Raw genomic sequence first — 19,153 nt, forward strand, 5'->3', positions numbered from 1 at the left:
AGAATCGACATGTTGACGACGGAAGAGAACGAACGCCTGACCCGGGTCGGCCCGGGTACGCCCATGGGAAATCTGTTGCGCCGGTACTGGCTGCCGATCGCGGTCGCGGCCGACGTCGGCGCGCGTCCGGTGGCGCGGCGCCTGCTCGGCGAGGACCTGATCGTGTTCCGCACCGGGCAGGGCAAGGTGGGCATCGTGGACCGCCAGTGCAAGCACCGGCGCGCGGATCTACTGGTGGGCGTGTGCGAGGACGAAGGCATACGCTGCGGCTACCACGGCTGGATGTTCGCGGTCGACGGCCGCTGCGTGGAGCAGCCTGCCGAACCCCGCTTGAATTCGCGCGTGCAGATCAAGAGTTATCCGGCCCAGGAACTGGGCGGGTTGGTATGGGCCTACATGGGGCCGCAGCCGGCGCCGCTGCTGCCGCGCTTCGATCTGTTCGTCTGGGACGACGCGCTGCGCGACATCGGCGAATGCGTACTGGATTTCAACTGGCTGCAGGCCATGGAGAATTCGGTCGATCCGCATCATGTGGAATGGCTGCACGGCCGCTTCATGAACGTCCACAACGCGCTTGAGGCGAAGGGCGCCGAGCCGGTGCAGGTGCTGGCCAAACGCCATCTGAAGGTGGGTTTCGACCGCTTCGAGTACGGCATCATCAAGCGCCGCGTGCTGGAAGGGCAGTCCGAAGAGGACGAGGACTGGAAAGTGGGGCACCCGCTGGTCTTTCCGATCATCCTGCGGGTGGGGGGAGGCGGCATGGATCAATTCCAGATAAGAGTGCCGATCGATGACACCCACACCTGGCACATCTGGTACACCGCCTACCGGCCCGGCATCCCGTTCGCGCGCCAGGCCACGATTCCCAAGTACGAGGTGCCGCTGTTCGATGCCGCCGGCAATCGCAATGTGGATTTCGTCGATGGCCAGGACATCGCGGCCTGGGCCGGGCAGGGCACCATTGCCGACCGCAGCCAGGAAACCCTGGGCGCGTCGGACGTGGGTGTGGTGCTGCTGCGCCGCATGCTGCAAGAGCAGTTGGCGCGAGTCGAGCAGGGCCTCGATCCGCTGGGCACGGTGCGCGACGAATCCGCCAATGCGTGTATCACGCTGCCGATGGAGCAGAACAAGTACGGCTCGGGCGCACGCTTTCGCGACGAATTGTTCGCCCACCAGGCGGTGCGTTATTCGCCGATCCGGCACGAAGTGCAAGCCCTGTTCTCGCAAGCCGAGAGCAGCGCCGCGCCGCCGGCGGCCGAGGCCTGAGCCATGACCGCCGCTGCACTCGACGTCGGCGTCCTGGGGCTCGGGCCGGGCGGGCTCGCCATGTTGCCATATCTGGCCAGCCACCCGCATGCGCGCCTGGCGGCGGTCTGCGACATACGCCCCCAGGCGGCCCTGCCGGACGGCCTGCGCGCGGCCCGCTACCGGCACGCGCAAGAGCTGTTCGAGAGCGGCATCGATGCCGTCTTCATCGCGACGCCTACCCGCTGGCATGCGGAGCACGCGATACAAGCGATGCGCGCCGGCCTGCATGTCATCGTGGAAAAACCGATGTGCCTGACGCCGGACGAGGCCGATGCGATGATCGCCGCCGCGCGGCGCTACGGCCGCCAACTGGTGGTCGGCCATTCCCATAGTTTCGAGCCTGCGATCCAATTGATGCGGGCCGCCATCGTGTCGGGCCGCTACGGCGCACTCAAGGCCATCAATGCCTGGAACTACACCGATTGGATGTACCGCGGCCGGCTGCCGGAGGAGTTCGACCGTGCAGCCGGCGGCGGCGTCGTGTTCCGCCAGGGCGTGCACCACGCCGACATGGTGCGCTACCTGGCGGGCGACAGCCCGGCATCCATCCGGGCCGTGATCGGAGACTGGGACCGCCGCCGCCCTGGCGACGGCAGCTATACCGCGTTCGCGACGTTTCCGGACAATGTGGCGGTGTCACTGTTCTACAGCGGCTACGACCATTTTCCAGCCACCGAACTGAGCTTCGGAATAGGGGAGAACGGCAGTCCGGCGCCCGCCGGCTATGCGCTCGCCAGACGCTCATTGTATGGAGCCGATGACAAGCACCGCGCCGGGCTGGCGGCGCAAATGGCGCGCCTGACTCCCGGCCGCCATCCCGCGTTCTTCGGCATCCTGATCGCCAGCTGCGAGGGCGCCGACTTGCGCATCGACCCCGAAGGGGTGCGCGTCTATGGCGACGATGCGTGCCTGACTCTACCGGTGGCAGGCCTGCCGCTGGGCCGGCATGCCGTGCTCGACGAACTGCTCGCGGCGATCGACGGCCGCCCGCCTGTGCATGGGCCGCAATGGGGTAAGGCCAATCTGGCATTTTGTGATGCCATGGTCGAATCCTCGCTGCGCAGCGCCGAAGTGATCCTGCCGCGCGATGCGCCGGAGCCGGCCGTGCCCGTGCTTCCTCCCTCGCTGGTAATGGAGCATTTCCGCTCGTTCTCTCCATGACCAGGCAGAACCCACTTCTCGGATAAAGCAAACTTCAGGAGTGCGTGTTGGAACTTCGTCAGCTGCGCTACTTTCTCGTTGTTGCTGAGGAACTGAGTTTCACCAGGGCATCTCGGAAACTCGCTATTGCACAACCTCCCCTGAGTCGGCAGATCCAGAGGCTCGAGGAAGAGTTGGGCGTGCGGCTATTGGATCGCACCACCAGAAACCTCCGATTAACCGATGCCGGGCATTTCTTCAAAGAGCGGATGACCGGCATCTTGCGCACGACGGATTCTGTCGTGAAGACCACTCGGCAGATAGCAGGCGGCGGGCGGTGTATCGATGTGGGTATCGCCACGTGCTCTTTGTACGATCAGATTGCAGGATTCGTTCAGATTTTTGGCGCCCAAACCATGGAGGCCGCAGTAAAAACTGTTTTTCAGGACTCCGTCGCATTGCAGTTGGAGGGATTGCGAACGAGGGAAATTCATATTGGTTTTTCTTGCCAATCCGTTCAGGATGACGTCATTGCTTCCGAATTACTCCTGGAAGAACCGCTTCTCATCGCGGCATCGGCGTGTCATCCGGGAGTGGACGATGCATTTATCGGTTTGCGCATTTTTCGCGAAACACCGCTGATTCTTTATTCAAGAGAGGATCTCTTGCGATACGACGAACGTATCGCAGTGTGCTTCGCCAAACGACAGCCAGTGGTTCATCTCCATGCTCGCAATGTCAGGGAAGCACTGCAAATGGCTGGTAAAGGCATCGGATTCACACTGGTTCCCGAGTCGTTCTCCGGTTTGCCGATAGAAGGCGTGGTTTATAGAAGCATTCCGGGCGCGAGGATGTCGGTTCAGGTTTTCATCAATTATAGAAAGCATGACCGCTCGCCGGCGGTAGCGAGCCTGCGTGATTTTATTCGAAAGAAATTCGAGGTAGGGATAACGATCAATTCCTGAGGCAGGATTTATACCCCAAAGGTATAGGGTGATGTATAGAGTTGAAACCCACAACAACCTATCCTCGGGGAAGAAATATGAAAAAAGTCTCACTGCTTCTGTATCTGGGAGCGCTGCTGACGGGAGGCGTCCAGGCGCAAAGCTCCGTGACGCTCTACGGCATTGTCGATACGGGTCTGGTTTACAGCAAAGTCGACGGTTTTGCCAGCCGGACCGGGATCGAAAATGGCATTTATGCGCCTTCTCGCTTCGGCATCCGCGGCCGTGAGCAGTTGAACAGTGATCTTGCCGCGTTATTCGTTTTGGAGAACGGGTTTAATCCTGACACGGGCACACAAGGCAACGGCGGACGCCTATTTGGCCGCGACGCATACCTTGGGCTGCAGTCGAAGAATCTCGGCGCGGTAAGAATCGGCCGCACGACGAATCTTGGGCAACGATGGGCGGCACTTATAGCCAGCCCATTTGGTCTGTCCTATGGTATTGGCTCTGTGACCACAACGTTTTCATTTGATGATACCGAATATGGGGGCGGCCGCGTTGATAATGCCATTTATTACGAATCACCCAAGCTGGCCGGTTTTACCATGGCTGGGGGATACAGTCTCAACATTAATGGAGCGGAGGTGCCCGGCAGCAACAACAACACCCGGCTGGGTGACGTTGCCGTGCGCTATGAGGCAGGACCGGTTTCTGCCATATTGCACTATATGACTACGCGAACTCCGGGTACTCAGCGCAATCCGAGCACTTATCTCGCCGCGGGCTCCTATGATTTCGGTGTAATCAAAGCGCATGTGGGCTACAACAGGATCAAGAATGCCCTGAGCAATGCGGGTTCAGCATATAGCTCGACTGCACTCGGTTCGCTTTACGACTCCGGCTGGGTAAGTACGACTCGCAATGACGACAATGCTTATTCCATTGGCGTGACTGTGCCGGTGGGAAATGGAGCCGTGATGGGCGGTTATCAGAAGCTTACGTCCCAGAAAATGGACGTCTATGCCATCGGCTACGTGTACAAATTGACGAAGCGCACATCTTTCCATGCATTCGCGGCATTCGGCTCATATCGTGATTTCAACGCTAATGTTGATCGTGATCGTAAGCAGTTTGGCCTGGGCCTTAATCACATGTTCTGAAGGCCGGAGGAGGGAGTGCTTGGTCTTGAGAGAATAGGGGATTCCCCCAAACCATTCATGGTATGGTTGAATCCTCGCCGCGCAGCGCCGAAGTGATCTTGCCGCGCGGCGCGCCGGAGCCGGCTGCCGTGCCCGTGCATCCCCGTCTCTGGTAATGGACCATTTCCGCTTGTTTTCACCATGACCAGCCAGAACATACTCAGAGACGATGCGCCGAATTCGGCGCATCTACCCGTCAGACTCCGCAAGCAGGCCGAACTGAGCGCGCTCGAGGCCGGAAACATCGATCCCTCGGCACTGTTGGTGTTGCTGGCCACGTACCGCGCCGCGGCTGTGCTGGACCGGAACCAGACCGCGGAGCTGGCGCCGACCGGACTCAATTGCGCGCAGTTCAACGTACTGACCGTGCTGCATCGTGTAGGCCAGCCGCTGGCCATGCATCAGTTGGCGACGATGATGGCCGTCCGGCGCACCAATCTGTCAGGCATCGTGCGCGTGCTGCGCGACAAAGGTTTGGTGCGCCAGGAATTGAATGCGACCGACTCCCGTTCGCTGCTGGTGTCCATCTCCCCGCAGGGGGAAAAATTCCTGAAGAACATCCTGCCGGGACACTGGGCGTATCTGGAAGAGATCATGTCCCATCTCGACATCGAAGACCGCGAAACCCTGGTCGCTTTGCTCGAGCGCATGGTGCACTCGATCCGGCTGGTCGAGTCCAAGAAGGGAGCTTCGCGCGCCAAGAGGGCTTCGCAGGCGGCCTGAGTCTTTCCTCGAAGAGAAGCCGGAGACGGTTCGCAGGGAAGGCGGACCGGGCCGCGATCCGCACATACGCTCGGCTGCTCCTGCCCATTACTTTACATAATATACATTATGCGTAAATTAGATGCGGCGTAGCATGGACCGCATCGGTTCGCATCACCAATTTTTGGTATGCCGGGCAAAAGCGTGCCTTCCTAGAATTGCATGACCCTCACGCCGCCCGGGATGCACCGCCATGTTTGCCTACGCCGTTGTCCGGAACAGCCGTCCGCTGGCCCTCGTTGTCGCAGCGCTTTCCCTGGCTGGCTGCGCCCAGATGCCGATGGATCTGGGCGCCGGCGCCAATCAGTTCTTCGGCAGCCTTTTCGATCCCCATGCCAAGTTCCTGCAGGCCGTGCGCGATAAGGATTGGGATGCCGCCCATGACTACTATGTGGCCCATCAGGCCCCCCTGGATGCCGATCCCAAGTACCGGGAACCGCTCCAGGCGCTCGCCGCCGGTTTCAATGCGCGCTCGGCTGCCGCCCTGCAAGGCTCGCTTTCGAAGCTCGAAAGCCTGGATCCTCCTTTGCCTGTTGCCCGATGGCCCGAGGCACGGCGGGCCATTGCGGATGCGCGGCAGGCGCTGGAGGGCCGGCCGGCACGCGTACTGGTCGATCGCCCCGGATTCCGCAGCCCGGAAAGCAAGGAGCTGGGGGGCCGGCTGGAGACGCTGGCCAAGGCCTATGACGGACATGCCATGCAAGCCTATGCGGACTATCCGCACACCACGGCCGACTCCCCGTTCTTTTCCGCCTATCCGCTGGCCCTTTCGACCACGCAACGCGCGGCCGTGCTGCGTGGCGCCCTGGCCGGGACGCGGATGGACTGGCGCAACATACCTGCGGACAAGCTCTATGGAGTCTTCCAAGACCTGGCCGGGGGGCAGGCCGATCCGGCGTTGCTGGCGCAGCTCGCGGATGCCGCGGCGAGGGGGGTGGCCGAGCAGCGAGGTTGGAACACCCCGCTCTCCCCTGCCCAGACCTTGGCGATTTGGCCGGAGGTGGAGCGGGCGGTGCCCGGCGCGCAGCCGCCCTTCACCGTTCTGGTCCTTGGTGCGGACAGCGCGGCGCCCTCGTGGTCCAGGCTGGGACGCGAGATACGCCCGGTCACCGCTGCGGCCTTGCCGTCCGAACTCGACGCGCTGGCTCGAGGCGGCGCCTCCCATGCCTTGGTTCTTGCGCCTACTCCCATCAAGGTCCATGAAGCGGAACACCTGGATGTCAAATCTGCAAAAAGCCGCCGCGTAACGGGCACCAGGGAGGTCCGCAATCCGGAGTATGACCGGCTTCAAGAACAGGCCCGAGAGGCGGAGCGGGTCTATCAGCAAGTCCAGCGCGATGCCGACAACGCGAGGATGCAGAGCCAGCAACTGATGCGCAACAGCTCGGGTTTCGCCTCGGCCTTGGCGGTGATCGGGGCGGCCGGCAGCGAAATGGCGGTGAACATGGCACGCGACGATATGGAGACCGCCAGGCGAGAGGCCAACGCTGCCCGGGCCACCAAAACGGAGAAGATCTACGAAAACTACGAGTATGCCGAGGTGACGGTGCGGCACGCGGCTGTCCAGCAGGTCGGCGCCTATGCCGTCGATCTGCGGCAGCGTACCTTCCAGAAATGGCTGGTGCCCGGAGAAGATGCGCGTACCTCCAGATTCGCCATGCATGTGGACGGCAGCGACGAAAATGCCGAGCGACTGCGCGCATCCGGCGCCTCCTATGCAGCGCCATCGGCAACCCTCGTCAGGAGCGAACAAATCACTGCCGCGATGCGGGCCGCGAATGCTTCCCCTGCTTCCTATCCCGTCGACCGGCTCGCGGCGATCATGTCGACGGATCTGCTCGAGTTCGACACGCGCGTGCGAGAGCGCGAAGCAGCCATAGGCAGGCAGAATGAGGCTATCAGGACGGCCGCTGCGAAATTCGCTTCCCAGCCGAAAGCTCCGGCGTCACCGGGAAGCGTCCCGGTTGCCGCGGAAACGTCCGGAGGGAGTTGCCCGGTGACGCTGGCGCATCTGCGTTCCCGTTTTCCCGACGCCAATGCGCTGCCGGGCGCCGAGCTGCGAAACGTGAGGAATCAGATCCTGTCCGCGGACGTCCGCGAAACGATGCGGGCCGTGGGAGCACAGGGATTCTCGCCGCAACGCGGCATCGACGCCTCGCTGGCCCAGGCGCGCCAGCATGACGACGTTGCGCGGGATGCGCTCGCCACGGCCTCCGCCGTCGACGCAGCGGGGATCACCGACGAGACGTTCGCCCAGCAGGTCAATAGCGGCCAGCTGCGCGTCAGCGACTGCTCGGGCATTCGAAACGGCTCGCTCTGTGCCGCCATTGCCGAGAAAATGGGAGCCATCGCTACCCGTGCGATGGCGGCGGCGATGCAGTGCCACCTGCGAGCCGGGACATGGCCGCGATGAAGCAGCCAGGCGTATTGGCAGCGTGCGCCGCGGGCCTGCTGGCGTTCCTGGGAGGCCCGGCTTGGAGCCAGCCCCTCCCCGCGAGGCCCGATGTCCCGACCGTGGCGGCGTGCCAGGCTTATCTGCAGGCGACGTACGCGGCACTGCAAGCCTATTATGCGCAGTCTTCGGCGTGCATGTCTTCCACGCCGCCCCGCATTGCCGTCGGACCGGAGTGCTCGACGACCAGGCGCCAAGTAATCATGGGCACCCGTGCCTGGCCTCATTGCGGTCAGGCGGAACAGCATTGCTCGCTCCTCAGGGCCAACGATGACGCCCGGGTTTGCGTGGAGCAGGCTCGATCGCGGGAGCGCGAGCAGGGGCAGGCCCGCGAGGCGGCGCTCAAGCTCAAGCAGATGGAGGACGAGGCGCGGCATGCGTACGGCACGCTGGAGGCGGCGCGAAGGCTGGTCGACGATCCCCGGGTGTTCGTCAAAACGGAGCTTGCGCGCTGGCTCGACCGGTCGATCGTGTCCTCCCTTTTCGACCGCGGGGGGCAACTCAGCGAGCGTGGACTCACGCAGACGCAGCAGCTATACGACTATATTTTCGACGCGACGGCGGGCAACCGCGGCCTCTATGCCGCCAATCCTCTCATCAGCGCGATCCAGGAACAGGCTTTCGATCAGCTGCGGCGCATCATGCACGATACCCTGGCAAGCCAGGACAAGCTGATAGCGGAGGTCGGCCGCATCACGCAGGATCCTGCTCCCCGTCCCATCAAGAGCGCGCCGGCGCCACGGCGGCCCGAGGCGTCGGTAGACTGCTCGATCCTCGACAGCCCGGCGGGATCCGACCTGGCGATCGATGCGCCCGAACGATTCGAAGAATTGGTGCGCCGCTGCCGCTGACCCGGCGGAATTAGACCGACAACCCGCTGATGCGCCGCACGCGCCGCGCCACTGCCTCCTCCAGCACGCCCGGGGCCGTTTCCACCAACGTGAACCACGTCCGCGCGCGCGTGACACCGGTATAGACCAGTTCGCGCGTGAGAATGGGGCTGGTCCGCTCGGGCAGCAGCAAGGCGGTGTGCGCGAATTCCGAGCCTTGCGACTTGTGGACGGTCATGGCGTAGACGGTCTCGACGGCGTTGAGCCGGCTCGGCAGCGCAAAGCGCACGCCCGTGGTGCCGTCGCTGCGCAGGAAGGCCACGCGCAGCGCGGCGCCTTCTCCGTCGGCCTGCGGCACGCGCAGCGCGATGCCGATGTCGCCGTTCATCAGCCCTAAGGCATAGTCGTTGCGGGTGACGAGGACGGGACGTCCTTCGTACCAGCCCTGGTCCTGTTCGATCAATCCCCGCGCGCGCAGCGCCCGCGCGATGCGGCCGTTCAGGCCTTCGACGCCCTGCTCGCCCCTGCGGACGGCGCACAACAGGCGGAAGGCATCGAACGCCACCAACACCTGGGCCGCCCAGGCTTCCCAGGCCGGATCGTCGGCCGGAAGGTCGGGCGCCGGACGGTGGCGCTGCATGACTTCCAGGTAGTGCGCATAGCCGTGGGGCTTGCCGCGTGCGGTGGCGGAATGGCCGTCGAGCAGCAGGCGGTCCAGCGCGTCCGGCCGCACGCCCCGGGTGTCATAGACGCTGGGGTCGGGCGCGGCGGCTTCCTCGTCGAGCACCGCCCGCACCTCCTGCGCCAGCCCGGCGTTGACCGCGCGCGCCAGTTGCCCGATGCCGCTGCCCGCCCCGAAACGGCGCGAGTGGCGAAGCATGACGATTTGCTGCGCCATTGCATGCTGTTCGGCGTCGCCAGGCAGCAGGCCTGCGTCCGCGAGGCTTTCGCCGCTGGCTTGCTCCAGCCAGGCCCGGGTCTCGGGCGTATAGCGGCCGGCCTCGGCGTCGCGGCAGAGATCGCCCAGCACGGCGCCCGCCTCCACCGATGCGAGCTGGTCCTTGTCGCCCAGCAGCACGAGCCTGGCGTGGGGTGGCAGCGCGGCCATCAGGTGCGCCATCATTTCCACGTCTATCATCGACGCCTCGTCCACGACCAGCATGTCGATGAGCAAGGGGTTGCCGGCGTGATGACGGAAATGGCGGGTGTCCGGCCGGCTGCCCAGCAGCCGGTGCAGCGTCGAGACGTCCGTCGGGATGGCCGCGCGGACGGCGTCGGACACGGGCAGCCGGCCGACCTGTTCGGCGATGGAGGCCGACAGGCGGGCCGCCGCCTTGCCGGTGGGGGCGGACAACAAGATGCGCAGCGGCCGCCCAGCTTCCACGGCCGCCATTTGCAGCAGCGCGAGCAGGCGCACGACGGTGGTGGTCTTGCCGGTGCCGGGGCCGCCGGTGATGATGCCGATGCGACCGCGCGCGGCCAGCGCGCATGCCAGTTTCTGCCAATCCGGGCCGCTTTCGGCGGTCCGCGCCGGGCCGAACAGCAGCGCCAGGGATCGTGCGAGATCCGGCGGGGTTTCCACGGGATGGGCCAGGCGTTCCCGCAAGGCGCGGGCGATGCGCCGCTCGAAATCCCAGTAGCGGCGCAGGTACAGGCGGCCGGCATCCAGCACCAGCGGCCGGCCGTCATCGGGTGCCTCGGCCTGCCTGGCATCCGCCACCAAAGGGCTGGCCGACAGCGCGGCCTGCCAGCTGGCGGCGTCCACGCCGGCCAGGAGGTCCGAAGGCAGTCGCATCGCGGGGCCCATGTCGCCTTCCGGCGGCAGCGACAGGGCCTCGTCGGGCCGCTCCAGCGTCAAGGCCAGGTCCAGGCACACGTGGCCGTGCCCCAGCTGGTGGCTGGCCAGCGCCGCGGCCACGGCCACGAGCGGCTCGGTATCGGGTTCGCACTCGACCAGGAAGCCGACGAAGGCGCGGTCCAGCCGCCGCAGCCAGCCGCGCTCGACCCAGGCATCGAGCAGTTTCAGCACGGCCTCGCGGTCGCGCAGGTCGGCAGACCCTTGCGCGGGCGCATCGAAGGGCAGTTCGTAGTTCGAGGCATCGCGGCTCATGCCGGGGTCTCCGCAAGGACGGCGCCCGCGAACAGGCGATCGAGCCCTTCTATCAACTCGCGCGGCGGACGATCGAAGTACGTCCCGCGCGTCGGCGCCCGCGTGCCGCGCAGGAACAGGTAAAGCGCCCCGCCGACGTGCCGGTCGTAGTCGTAGTCCGGCATCCGGGCCGACAACTGCCGATGCAGCGCCAGCAGGTACAGGACGTACTGGAGGTCATAGCGCTTGCCCAGGATTTCCTGTTCCATCGCAGCCTGGGTGTAGGCCGCATCGCCCGGGCCCAGCCAGTTCGATTTGTAGTCGGCCACGTAATAGCGTCCCCGGTATTCGAAGGCCAGGTCCATGAAGCCCTTGAACATGCCGTTGAGCATGGCCGGCTCCAGCGCCGGACGGGCGGCGCCGGGCATGACGTGGCGCCGCACCAGGGCATCGACTTGGCCGACGTCGACGTGCCGGCTTTCGAACCAGAACTCCATTTCGACCTGGTAGGCGTCCAGGTCCGCCAACCGGAAACTCTGCCCGCTTTCCAGCGGCAGGCGCTCCGTCAGCACGCCCGACAACCAGCGGCTCAGCGGCGTGATCCAGCTTTCCCAGCCGCGCCGGTTGCAGCGGCGCGCGACGGCATCGGCCAGGCGGTCCGGGTCGGCCGCGGCGGCGCCGAAGCCCTCCTCCCCTGCCCACTCGAACAACCCATGCAGGAAGGTGCCCGGACCCGGTCCGCGAGGGAAGCGATGCATGCCGGTGCCGGCCGGCGCCGACAGCGTCTCGTCCGTGTCGGGGACGTCGTCGTCGAACAGTTTTTGCGCCTCGGGCGTCTCGGGACTGGTGTCGCCGTGCAGGCGCGCCTCGCGCGCTTCCTCGTCGCTTTCGGCCACGCTGGCGACGCGCAAGGCGCTGTAGGAAGCGATCCACCACGGCTCGCCCGGTTGCCGCTCGGGCGTCCGGTACACGGGCTCGGCCGGCCCGGATGTCTGAGGGTCCAGGACCGCGGCGTCCGGCCGCGGCGCCGGGACGGTGCGCAGCAGTGACCCGGCCGGATCCAGGGTACGCAGCACCGGGGCCAGTTGACCCGACCCCGCCAGCGGCTGGCCGCCGCCCGCCAGGTAGCCCAGGGCGCACAGCGGCCAGCCGGATTCGGCCGTGCGGCCACGCCTGAGGTCGGCCACGCCCAGCCAGCAAGCATGGCGCGCCCGCGTCAGCGCCACGTACAGGAGGCGCAGGTCCTCGGCCAGACGCTCGCGGTCGGCCAGCGCCTCCTCGGCCTCGCCGGGCGCGATGCTGACGATCAGGCGGCCGGATTCGTCGTGGTAGCGCAGCGGCGGGCGCGTACGGTCGGCGGGCCGGAACGAGCAGGCGAACGGCAGGAAGACCAGCGGATATTCCAGCCCCTTGGACTTGTGGACCGTCACGACCTTGAGCAACTGGGCATCGCTTTCCAGCCGCAGGATCTGCGCCTCGCTGGCCTGGCCGTCCTGCGCCAGGTGCTCCGTCAGGTGGCGGATCAGCGCCTGCTCGCCATCCAATTCACCGGCTGCCTGCTGCAGCAGTTCGGCCAGGTGCAGCAAATTGGTCAGGGCCCGTTCGCCGTCCGCGCGGCGGGCCAACGCCGCCGGCAGGCCGAAGTCGTCCATGAAGCGCCGCAGCATGGGCAGCACGCCCTGCCGCCGCCACAGGTCCCGATAGCCCCGGAAACGCAGCACCCAGGACTCCCAGAAACGCTCGTCGCGGTTCAGCCGGTCGAGCTCGCCCAGCGGCCGGTCCAGCGTCGTGCTGGCCAGCGCGGCGCGCAGCTTGCGGTCGTCATCGGGCTCGGCGCAGGCGTGCAGCCAGCGCAGCAGATCGGCGGCTTCCCGGCCGTCGAACACCGAGTCCTTGTCCGACAGGTAGACGCTGCGCACGCCGCGTTCGGCCAGCGCCGAACGGATGGCGTAGGCCTCGCTCATGTCGCGCACCAGCACCGCGATGTCGGCGGGCACGAGGCCCCGGATCGCGCCGTCCCGCAGGAAGCCCGCAGTCCCCGCCCGGCCCCCGGCCAGCAGGCGGACGATCTCGGTGGCGCAACTGGCGGCCATCTCCGCTCGGTAGGCGCCGGCCGCCATCGGCGCGTCCTGGTCGGCCAGCCAGAAGGTAAGCGGCGCGGCGGGCGCGCCATCCAGGACCAGGGACTCCGCCCTGCCCTGCGCGGCCACCGGCACGAAGGGCAGCGGATCGTCGCCGCCGCGCCGGAACAGGAAGGCGCCCTGCCCGTCGGGCCGGGCTTCGGCGGCCTGGAACACGGCATTGACCGCGGCGACCATGCCGGCGCTGGAGCGGAAGTTGGTACCCAGCGTGTAATGGCGGCCCGTGGTCGCCCGGCGGGCGCGCAGGTAGGTGTGGATGTCCGCACCGCGGAAGGCGTAGATGGCCTGCTTGGGGTCGCCGATCATCAGCAGCGCGCAATCGTCAGGGTTGTCGGCGATGCGGTAGACCCGGTCGAAGATGCGGTACTGGACGGGATCGGTGTCCTGGAACTCGTCGATCAGGGCCACCGGGAACTGGGCGCGGATCACCTGAGCCAGCCGTTCGCCGTTCTCGCCGTGCAACGCCGCATCGAGGCGGGTCAGCATGTCGTCGAAGCCCATTTCGGCGCGGCGCCGCTTTTCGTCGTCGAAGCGCGCGCGCACCCAGCAGGCGGCATGCGCCAGCATGTCGGCATCGGCGGACGGCAACTGGGCGAGCCGGCGCGGCAGGTCGACCATGGCGTCCAGTGCCGGATGGTCGATGCGATGGCCGGCCTCGCAGATCTCGGCCATGCCGGCCGGGGTCAGGCGCTGGAAACCCGTTTTTAGGTCCAGCGTTTCCAGCGTCGCGTCGGTCGCCCAGGCCGACAACTGGTCGAACCAGGGGGTGTACCAGCGCGCCTGGAATTTGCGGGCGTTGACGCGCCTGGCGGCGCAGGCCGCGTCGCACAGCGCGCGCAGTTCCTGGCTCCAGGCGGCCCATGGGGCTTTGAGTTGCGCAAGCGCGGCGGCGCGGCGCGCGCGGGCACTGGCGTAGATGTCCGTCAGCGTGCCGGGAACGTCGCGGGCCGATGCATGGGCGAGCAAGGGCCCGATCCGGCGCCGCAAGGCATCGGGGGTGATCCAGTTCATCGACACCCAGTCCAGCGTCTCGCCCTGCAAGGCATAGCAGTGCTCGCGCCAATAGTCGCGCACGACCTCGGCCAGGAGTTCGGTATGGTCCGTTTCCAGCGTCTGGGTGAACAGGCTGCCGCTGTCGAAGGCGTGTTCGCGCAGCATCCGCTGGCACCAGCCGTGGATGGTGGAGACCGCGGCTTCGTCCATCCATTGCGCGGCCACATCCAGCTTGTTGGCGCAGGCGGGCCAGTCGGCCTCGTGATAGTCGTCGCGCAAGGTGGCGATCAACTCGTCCGGCGCCCCGGTTTCCTCGCGGAAATAGCGCGCCGCCGTCGCCAGCCGCGCGCGTATGCGGTCCCGCAGTTCCTGGGTGGCGGCGTCGGTGAAGGTCACCACCAGGATCTCGGGCGGCAACAGCTCGCGGCCGAATGCGCTCGCGCCGCCGTGCCCCAGCACCAGCCGAACGAACAGCGCCGAAATGGTGAATGTCTTGCCGGTGCCGGCGCTGGCCTCGATCAGGCGGCTGCCGCGCAGCGGCAAGGTCAGCGCCAGGTCGCGTGTCGGAGACGAAGCGCTCATGCCTGCTCTCCTGCCTTCCTCTCGGCTCGCGCCGGACGAGCGGTCTCGAACAGCGGCTGATAGAGTGTCCGGACCCACGAGCCGAATTCCTCGTCCGACCACAGGGCCGCGAAATCCGGGAACTGGCGCGCCAGGTAGGGATTGCCGTCGACTTCGCCGGGCATGACCGGGCCGCCTTCGTAGGTCTTGCGCGCCTGCTCGTACGCCGCCGCTTCGTCGGGCAACGCGGCCAGCCACGCGAACGCGGTGCGCACGGCCACCGGCGGCGGGACGCGCATGCCGGCGTCCCAGGCGTCGATCAGGTCGCCCAGCCAGGTCCGCGCCTCGTCCTCGCCCACGGGGGGCAGGCTGAATTCGCCGTCGGTGGCGACCAGCACGGTGTGCAGCGACAGCCCCATCGCATTGCCGGCCAAGTGCGCGACCCAGGGGCGGATCAGCCGGTGCCACCTGGGCAGGCGCGCGGCCACGCCCAGTTCGCCGGGAATGGCCTCCAGCCAGAGGTGGCCGCCTTCGTCGTTGCGTCGCAGGCCGCCCAGCCAGCCCTGCAATTGAAGCCCGCCATGGAGCAGGTCCACCGCGGCGGGCACCTCGCAGGCAAGCGGCCATTGCGCCCGCCAGGCCCGGTGGCGCTCCAGCACGTCGGGCAGCGGTGCGATCAGCGTCTCTATCACGCGTTCGCCGAAACCCGCCAACGGCAATTCCCCACCGCGCGCCAGCGTCCGGGCCGTCGCGCGCAGCCGGTCCAGGGCTTCGTCCGCGTCTTCCGCGGGCAATCCGGCCAGCAACAGGCGCTCGCTCAACTGGTAGCGGGCCAACCCGTCGAGGGCGAACGGTTCTTCGTCCTCCGCCGCTTCCTCGGCGTCGTCGAAATGGATCTTCAGCCGCTGATTGAAGAAGGCCCGCAACGGGTCGCGGGCATAGGACTGCAACTGCGCCAGTTCCAGGACGGCGCCGGTTGCGGGCGGCGGCAATGGCTCCTGCATGGGCGCCCCGGACGCCTGCGCCTCGTGCATCACCGCCCACTCCCGCGCATAGGTGAACAGCGGGCCCGAGCGGGAGGCGAAATAGCGCGGGCTGAACGGCTGCAGCGGATGAACCGTGGTCAGGCCCTCCAGCAGGTCCGACCCGTCCTCGCTCTGCCAGCCCGCGGCAAGGTGGTCGCGCAATTGCGCCACCAGCACGGACGGCGGCCGCTCGGCGTTATCGCGTACGCTGCGCCCGACCCAGCTCACATACAGCGCGTCGCGGGCGGACAACAGCGCCTCCAGCAACAGGTAGCGGTCGTCCTCTCGGCGCGAGCGGTCGCCCGGCCGGTAGTCGGTGCGCATGAGATCGAAATCGGGGGGCGTCTGGACGCGCGGGTAGTCGCCATCGTTCATGCCCAGCAGGCAGACCACGCGAAACGGGATCGCCCGCATCGGCATCAGGGTGCAGAAATTGACGGACCCCGCCAGGAACCGCTGGTTCAGGCGGCTGCGGTCGAGGTCGCCCAGCCAGGCTTCCCGCACCACCACGAGCGGCAGCGCTTCATCCAGTCCCACCCGCTCGCATACCTCGAGCCAGTCGTCGAGCAATTGCGACAGGCTGGCCAGGGCCGCCTCCTCGCGTTCGGTGGTCGGCGCGAAAAGATCCGCCATCAAGGCGCGTAGCCTGGCGCCCCAGGCCCGGGGCGCGGCGGGCGTCGACAGCGCCGCACGTATGTGCTCCAGGCGCTGCAGCAAGGCGTCCAGCGATCCGACCAGCGCCGCATCCAGGCCGCCTACTTCGTCATACGGCTCGACGCCCGCGAACGCCGGCGCCGCCCCGGCCGCGTAGCCCAGCAGCATGCGGCGCAGGCCGAAGCGCCAGGTGTTCTGCTCCATGCCTTCGGGCAGGCCCAGGGTGGCGCGCTGGCGGGCGTCGACGCCCCAGCGCACGCCGGCCCCGGCGATCCAGCGATGCAGCTGCGGCAGGTCGCTTTCCCGCAGGCCGAAGCGTTGGCGCACCGCCGGCACGTCCAGCAGGTCCAGGATCTCGCTGACCGAGAAGCGGCTCTCGGGCAGCCGCAGCAGGTGCTCGACCGCGATCAGCAGCGGTTCGCGGCCGCGCTGCCCCTGGTCGGCCAGCGTATAGGGGATGTGGCGTCGGTCGCGCGGATCGATCTGGCCGAACACCGCCCGGATGTGCGGCGCGTACGCGTCGATGTCCGGCACCATGACGATAATGTCGCGCGGCCGCAGGCCGGGGTCGGCGTCGAAGCGGGCCAGGAGCTGGTCGTGCAGGATCTCGACCTCGCGCTGCGGGCTGTGCGCGACGTGGAAACGGATGGAGGCGTCGGCCTCGACGTCCACCGGCGGCCACTGCTCCCGGGTTTCCTCCAGCGAGCGCAGGTTGAGGATGTCGTCCTGGACCTGGGCCAGCAGGTGTTCGGCGGGCGGTTCGCTGAAGAGGTCGATGCGCCGGTCGCTGATGGACGCGAAATGCTCCTGGTAGCGCTCGGGAATGTCGTAGGTGTCGAGCAGGTGGATGTAGTCGCGGCCCTGCTTGCCCCAGGCCGCCAGCAGCGGATTGCCGAAGCGGTGCATGGCCTGCGCGTCCGGCGCCGCGGGCATGCCGGGCTTGCGCTGCTGCCGGCGGTACTGGTGCCGCAGCAGGTCCTGGTCGGCGACGATGTCGGTCCAATGATGCTGGCACGGATTGTGGACGCACAGCAGGATCTGGCAGAACTTGGCCAGCGCCGCCAGCGCCTCCAGCGACTGCGCGGGCATGGACGAGATCCCGAACACGATCACTCGGCGCGGCAGATCGCGCGGCGGCGCATCGGCATCGGCCAGGCACGCCAGGAAACGCCGGTGCACGCGCGCCCGGCTCTGGACCACGCCGTCGTCGCCCACATCGGCCAGCACCGCGCGCCACAAGGCGGCCTGCCAGCGGTCCTCGGATCCGAGCGGCACCACGCCGCGCCGCGAGGTCCGCAGCACGTCGCGCCCATGCTCCCAGTCGTCCAGCCAGTCGGCGCGGTACACCTGATACTGGTCGAACAGATCCGCCAGCCGCTGGGCCAGTTGATGGCGCTTGCGCATGCCGTCGTCATCGGCCAGGAAACGCCGCAGCGGCAGGAACACCTCGTCGTTCAGCACGTCCGGCAGCAGGCGCAGCAGCCGCCACGTCAGGCCATCGCGATCGAGCGAGGACGTCTCGGGCAGCAGGTCCTTGCCCAGCACGGCGCGATACGCGCGCCACAAGAACCGGGCGGGCAACTGCACATCCACCGCCGCCGCGATGCCGCAGCCCTGGCCGCCCTCGTCGGCCGGATCTGCCGCCAGCGCGAACTTCAGCCACTGCGCGATGCCGTTGCTCTGCACCAGGATAGTTTCGTTCTCGAGCGGCGCCAGCGGATACCGCTTCATCCACGACACCGCCAGCCCGCGCAGATCCTCCAGCCGATTGCCGTGGACGACCATGAAACCGGGAGCGAGCGGCGACGAGGCGGGCATGCGCGAAACGATGGAATGGAGGCTAGTCCTCCATTCTACAGACCTGGCCCGGCGAGTCCCCGCCAGCCATCTGGTACCCCAGGAAACCGCGGATCTGGCTTTGCCAGTCCGCCGGTTTCTCCCCCTGGGGGTGCGCGTAAGCGCGTAGGGGGTTACCTATATCCAGTACGATCCAAGATCTTCTGCGCCGCGACCTGGTTCCGGCCGATCGCCCCGATGGACACGTTCTCGGCCTTGAAGGAGCCGAGCGCTTCCAGCGCGGCGTTGTCGGTCTTCACCGAACGCACGGCCGGCCACTCGTTGTTGCCGGCGGCGAAATAGTTCTGTGCCTCGTCGCTGGCCAGGTATTCCAGGAACTTGACCGCGGCTTCCCTGTGCGGCGCGTGGCGGGCCACCGCCCCGCCGGCGACGTTCATGTGCACGCCCTGCCCCGCCTGGTCGGGCCACAGGAAGCCGACCTTGGCGATGGCGGCCTTGTCCTCGGGCTTGTCCGAGCGCGCCATGCGCACGTAGTAGTAGTTGTTGGTCAGCGCGACGCCGCACTCGCCCGAGGCCACGCCCTTGATCTGGTCCGTGTCGCCGCCCTGGGGGCTGCGCGCCATGTTGGCCACCATGCCCTCGGCCCATTTCTCGGCCGCGGCCTCGCCGTTGCGCTCGATCAGCGAGCCGAGCAACGACAGCATGTAGGGATGCGAGCCCGAACGCGTGCAGACCTTGCCCTTGTTCTTCGGGTCGGCCAGCTTTTCGTAGGTGTCCACGTCTGCCGGGTTGACGGTGGCCTTGTTGTAGACGATGACGCGGGCGCGCGTGGAAAAACCGAACCACTGCGGATCCTGGCCCGGCTCGCCGCCTTGCAGATTGGCCGGGATGCGCTCGGCCAGCACTTTGGACTTGACGGGCTGGAACAGGCCGTCCGCCTCGGCGCGCCACAGGCGGGCCGCATCGACCATCAGGATGACGTCGGCCGGACTCTTGGCGCCCTCGCTCTTCAAGCGCTCGACCAGAGCGGCGTCGCCCGCCTCGATGCGGTTGATCTTGATGCCGGTCTGCTCGGTGAACCGCTTGTAGAGGATTTCGTCGGTCTGGTAGTGGCGGGCGGAGTAGATATTCAACTCCTGCGCCTGGGCGGTGGCCGCGGCGGCCAGCAGCGCGGCGGTCAGCAAGGAAGCCTTGAGCATGGACGAAACCTCGATAAAGGACGTGATCGGACGGAGCTGGGAATTATTATCATTCC

12 protein-coding genes are annotated in these 19,153 nt (G+C 67.0%); 7 read left to right on the top strand and 5 right to left on the bottom strand.

Features of this window, described 5'->3' with window-relative positions:
- Positions 1–9: 9 nt before the first annotated feature.
- The 5 genes from CDO44_RS10440 (at position 10) to CDO44_RS10460 (ending at position 5,317) form a co-directional block, all read left to right on the top strand.
- A complete protein-coding gene (locus CDO44_RS10440) occupies positions 10–1,266 on the top strand; it encodes an aromatic ring-hydroxylating dioxygenase subunit alpha (RefSeq protein WP_087780176.1) in 1,257 nt (418 codons plus the stop codon).
- Positions 1,267–1,269: 3 nt separating this feature from the next.
- Positions 1,270–2,469, top strand: a complete 1,200-nt coding sequence (locus CDO44_RS10445) for a Gfo/Idh/MocA family protein (RefSeq protein ID WP_087780177.1) — start codon at positions 1,270–1,272, stop codon at positions 2,467–2,469.
- Between the two features lie 47 nt (positions 2,470–2,516).
- Positions 2,517–3,413, top strand: a complete 897-nt coding sequence (locus tag CDO44_RS10450) for a LysR family transcriptional regulator (protein WP_158213254.1) — start codon at positions 2,517–2,519, stop codon at positions 3,411–3,413.
- Between the two features lie 77 nt (positions 3,414–3,490).
- A complete protein-coding gene (locus tag CDO44_RS10455; protein WP_087780179.1) occupies positions 3,491–4,555 on the top strand; it encodes a porin in 1,065 nt (354 codons plus the stop codon).
- Positions 4,556–4,735: 180 nt separating this feature from the next.
- Complete coding sequence (locus CDO44_RS10460; RefSeq protein WP_087780180.1) at positions 4,736–5,317, top strand: MarR family winged helix-turn-helix transcriptional regulator; 582 nt, start codon at positions 4,736–4,738, stop codon at positions 5,315–5,317.
- Between the two features lie 208 nt (positions 5,318–5,525).
- On the opposite strand, the gene CDO44_RS27420 is transcribed toward CDO44_RS10460, so the two are convergent.
- Complete coding sequence (locus tag CDO44_RS27420; protein ID WP_144389500.1) at positions 5,526–6,050, bottom strand: hypothetical protein; 525 nt, start codon at positions 6,048–6,050, stop codon at positions 5,526–5,528.
- A 3-nt stretch (positions 6,051–6,053) separates the two neighbouring features.
- Here CDO44_RS27420 and CDO44_RS10465 point away from each other — a divergent pair, with 3 nt between their 5' ends.
- Positions 6,054–7,769, top strand: coding sequence for a hypothetical protein (locus CDO44_RS10465; protein ID WP_144389501.1), 1,716 nt, complete (start codon positions 6,054–6,056; stop codon positions 7,767–7,769).
- Positions 7,757–8,659: a hypothetical protein gene (locus tag CDO44_RS10470; protein ID WP_144389502.1), complete on the top strand. Its 903-nt coding sequence runs from the start codon at positions 7,757–7,759 to the stop codon at positions 8,657–8,659. Before CDO44_RS10465 ends, CDO44_RS10470 begins: the two co-directional genes overlap by 13 nt.
- A gap of 10 nt (positions 8,660–8,669) precedes the next feature.
- Here CDO44_RS10470 and recD read toward each other — a convergent pair whose 3' ends face one another.
- The 4 genes from recD to CDO44_RS10490 all read right to left on the bottom strand — a co-directional run bounded on the left by recD (position 8,670) and on the right by CDO44_RS10490 (position 19,097).
- Positions 8,670–10,748 carry an exodeoxyribonuclease V subunit alpha gene (gene recD, locus CDO44_RS10475; protein WP_087780183.1) on the bottom strand — a complete coding sequence of 693 codons (2,079 nt, stop codon included), beginning with the start codon at positions 10,746–10,748 and terminating at the stop codon, positions 8,670–8,672.
- Complete coding sequence (gene recB / locus CDO44_RS10480) at positions 10,745–14,443, bottom strand: exodeoxyribonuclease V subunit beta (RefSeq protein WP_087780184.1); 3,699 nt, start codon at positions 14,441–14,443, stop codon at positions 10,745–10,747. The genes recD and recB overlap by 4 nt, the downstream gene beginning before the upstream one ends.
- Positions 14,440–17,919 (bottom strand): exodeoxyribonuclease V subunit gamma, encoded by a 3,480-nt coding sequence (gene recC, locus CDO44_RS10485; RefSeq protein WP_087780185.1) that lies wholly within the window; start codon positions 17,917–17,919, stop codon positions 14,440–14,442. The genes recB and recC overlap by 4 nt, the downstream gene beginning before the upstream one ends.
- A 152-nt stretch (positions 17,920–18,071) precedes the next feature.
- Positions 18,072–19,097, bottom strand: coding sequence for an extracellular solute-binding protein (locus CDO44_RS10490; RefSeq protein ID WP_087780186.1), 1,026 nt, complete (start codon positions 19,095–19,097; stop codon positions 18,072–18,074).
- Between the last annotated feature and the right edge of the window lie 56 nt (positions 19,098–19,153).

Source organism: Pigmentiphaga sp. NML080357 (genome assembly GCF_002188465.1).
Lineage (GTDB): Bacteria > Pseudomonadota > Gammaproteobacteria > Burkholderiales > Burkholderiaceae_B > Pigmentiphaga.

What these genes read in the sequence shown, in the direction of transcription:
- CDO44_RS10440 (WP_087780176.1), top strand. Translation starts at nt 10, where the DNA reads ATGTTGACGACGGAAGAGAACGAACGCCTGACCCGGGTCGGCCCGGGT.
- CDO44_RS10445 (WP_087780177.1), top strand. Translation starts at nt 1,270, where the DNA reads ATGACCGCCGCTGCACTCGACGTCGGCGTCCTGGGGCTCGGGCCGGGC.
- CDO44_RS10455 (WP_087780179.1), top strand. Translation starts at nt 3,491, where the DNA reads ATGAAAAAAGTCTCACTGCTTCTGTATCTGGGAGCGCTGCTGACGGGA.
- CDO44_RS10460 (WP_087780180.1), top strand. Translation starts at nt 4,736, where the DNA reads ATGACCAGCCAGAACATACTCAGAGACGATGCGCCGAATTCGGCGCAT.
- CDO44_RS27420 (WP_144389500.1), bottom strand. Translation starts at nt 6,050, where the DNA reads ATGTCCGTCATAGGCCTTGGCCAGCGTCTCCAGCCGGCCCCCCAGCTC.
- CDO44_RS10465 (WP_144389501.1), top strand. Translation starts at nt 6,054, where the DNA reads ATGCAAGCCTATGCGGACTATCCGCACACCACGGCCGACTCCCCGTTC.
- CDO44_RS10470 (WP_144389502.1), top strand. Translation starts at nt 7,757, where the DNA reads ATGGCCGCGATGAAGCAGCCAGGCGTATTGGCAGCGTGCGCCGCGGGC.
- recD (WP_087780183.1), bottom strand. Translation starts at nt 10,748, where the DNA reads ATGAGCCGCGATGCCTCGAACTACGAACTGCCCTTCGATGCGCCCGCG.
- recB (WP_087780184.1), bottom strand. Translation starts at nt 14,443, where the DNA reads ATGAGCGCTTCGTCTCCGACACGCGACCTGGCGCTGACCTTGCCGCTG.
- recC (WP_087780185.1), bottom strand. Translation starts at nt 17,919, where the DNA reads ATGCCCGCCTCGTCGCCGCTCGCTCCCGGTTTCATGGTCGTCCACGGC.
- CDO44_RS10490 (WP_087780186.1), bottom strand. Translation starts at nt 19,097, where the DNA reads ATGCTCAAGGCTTCCTTGCTGACCGCCGCGCTGCTGGCCGCCGCGGCC.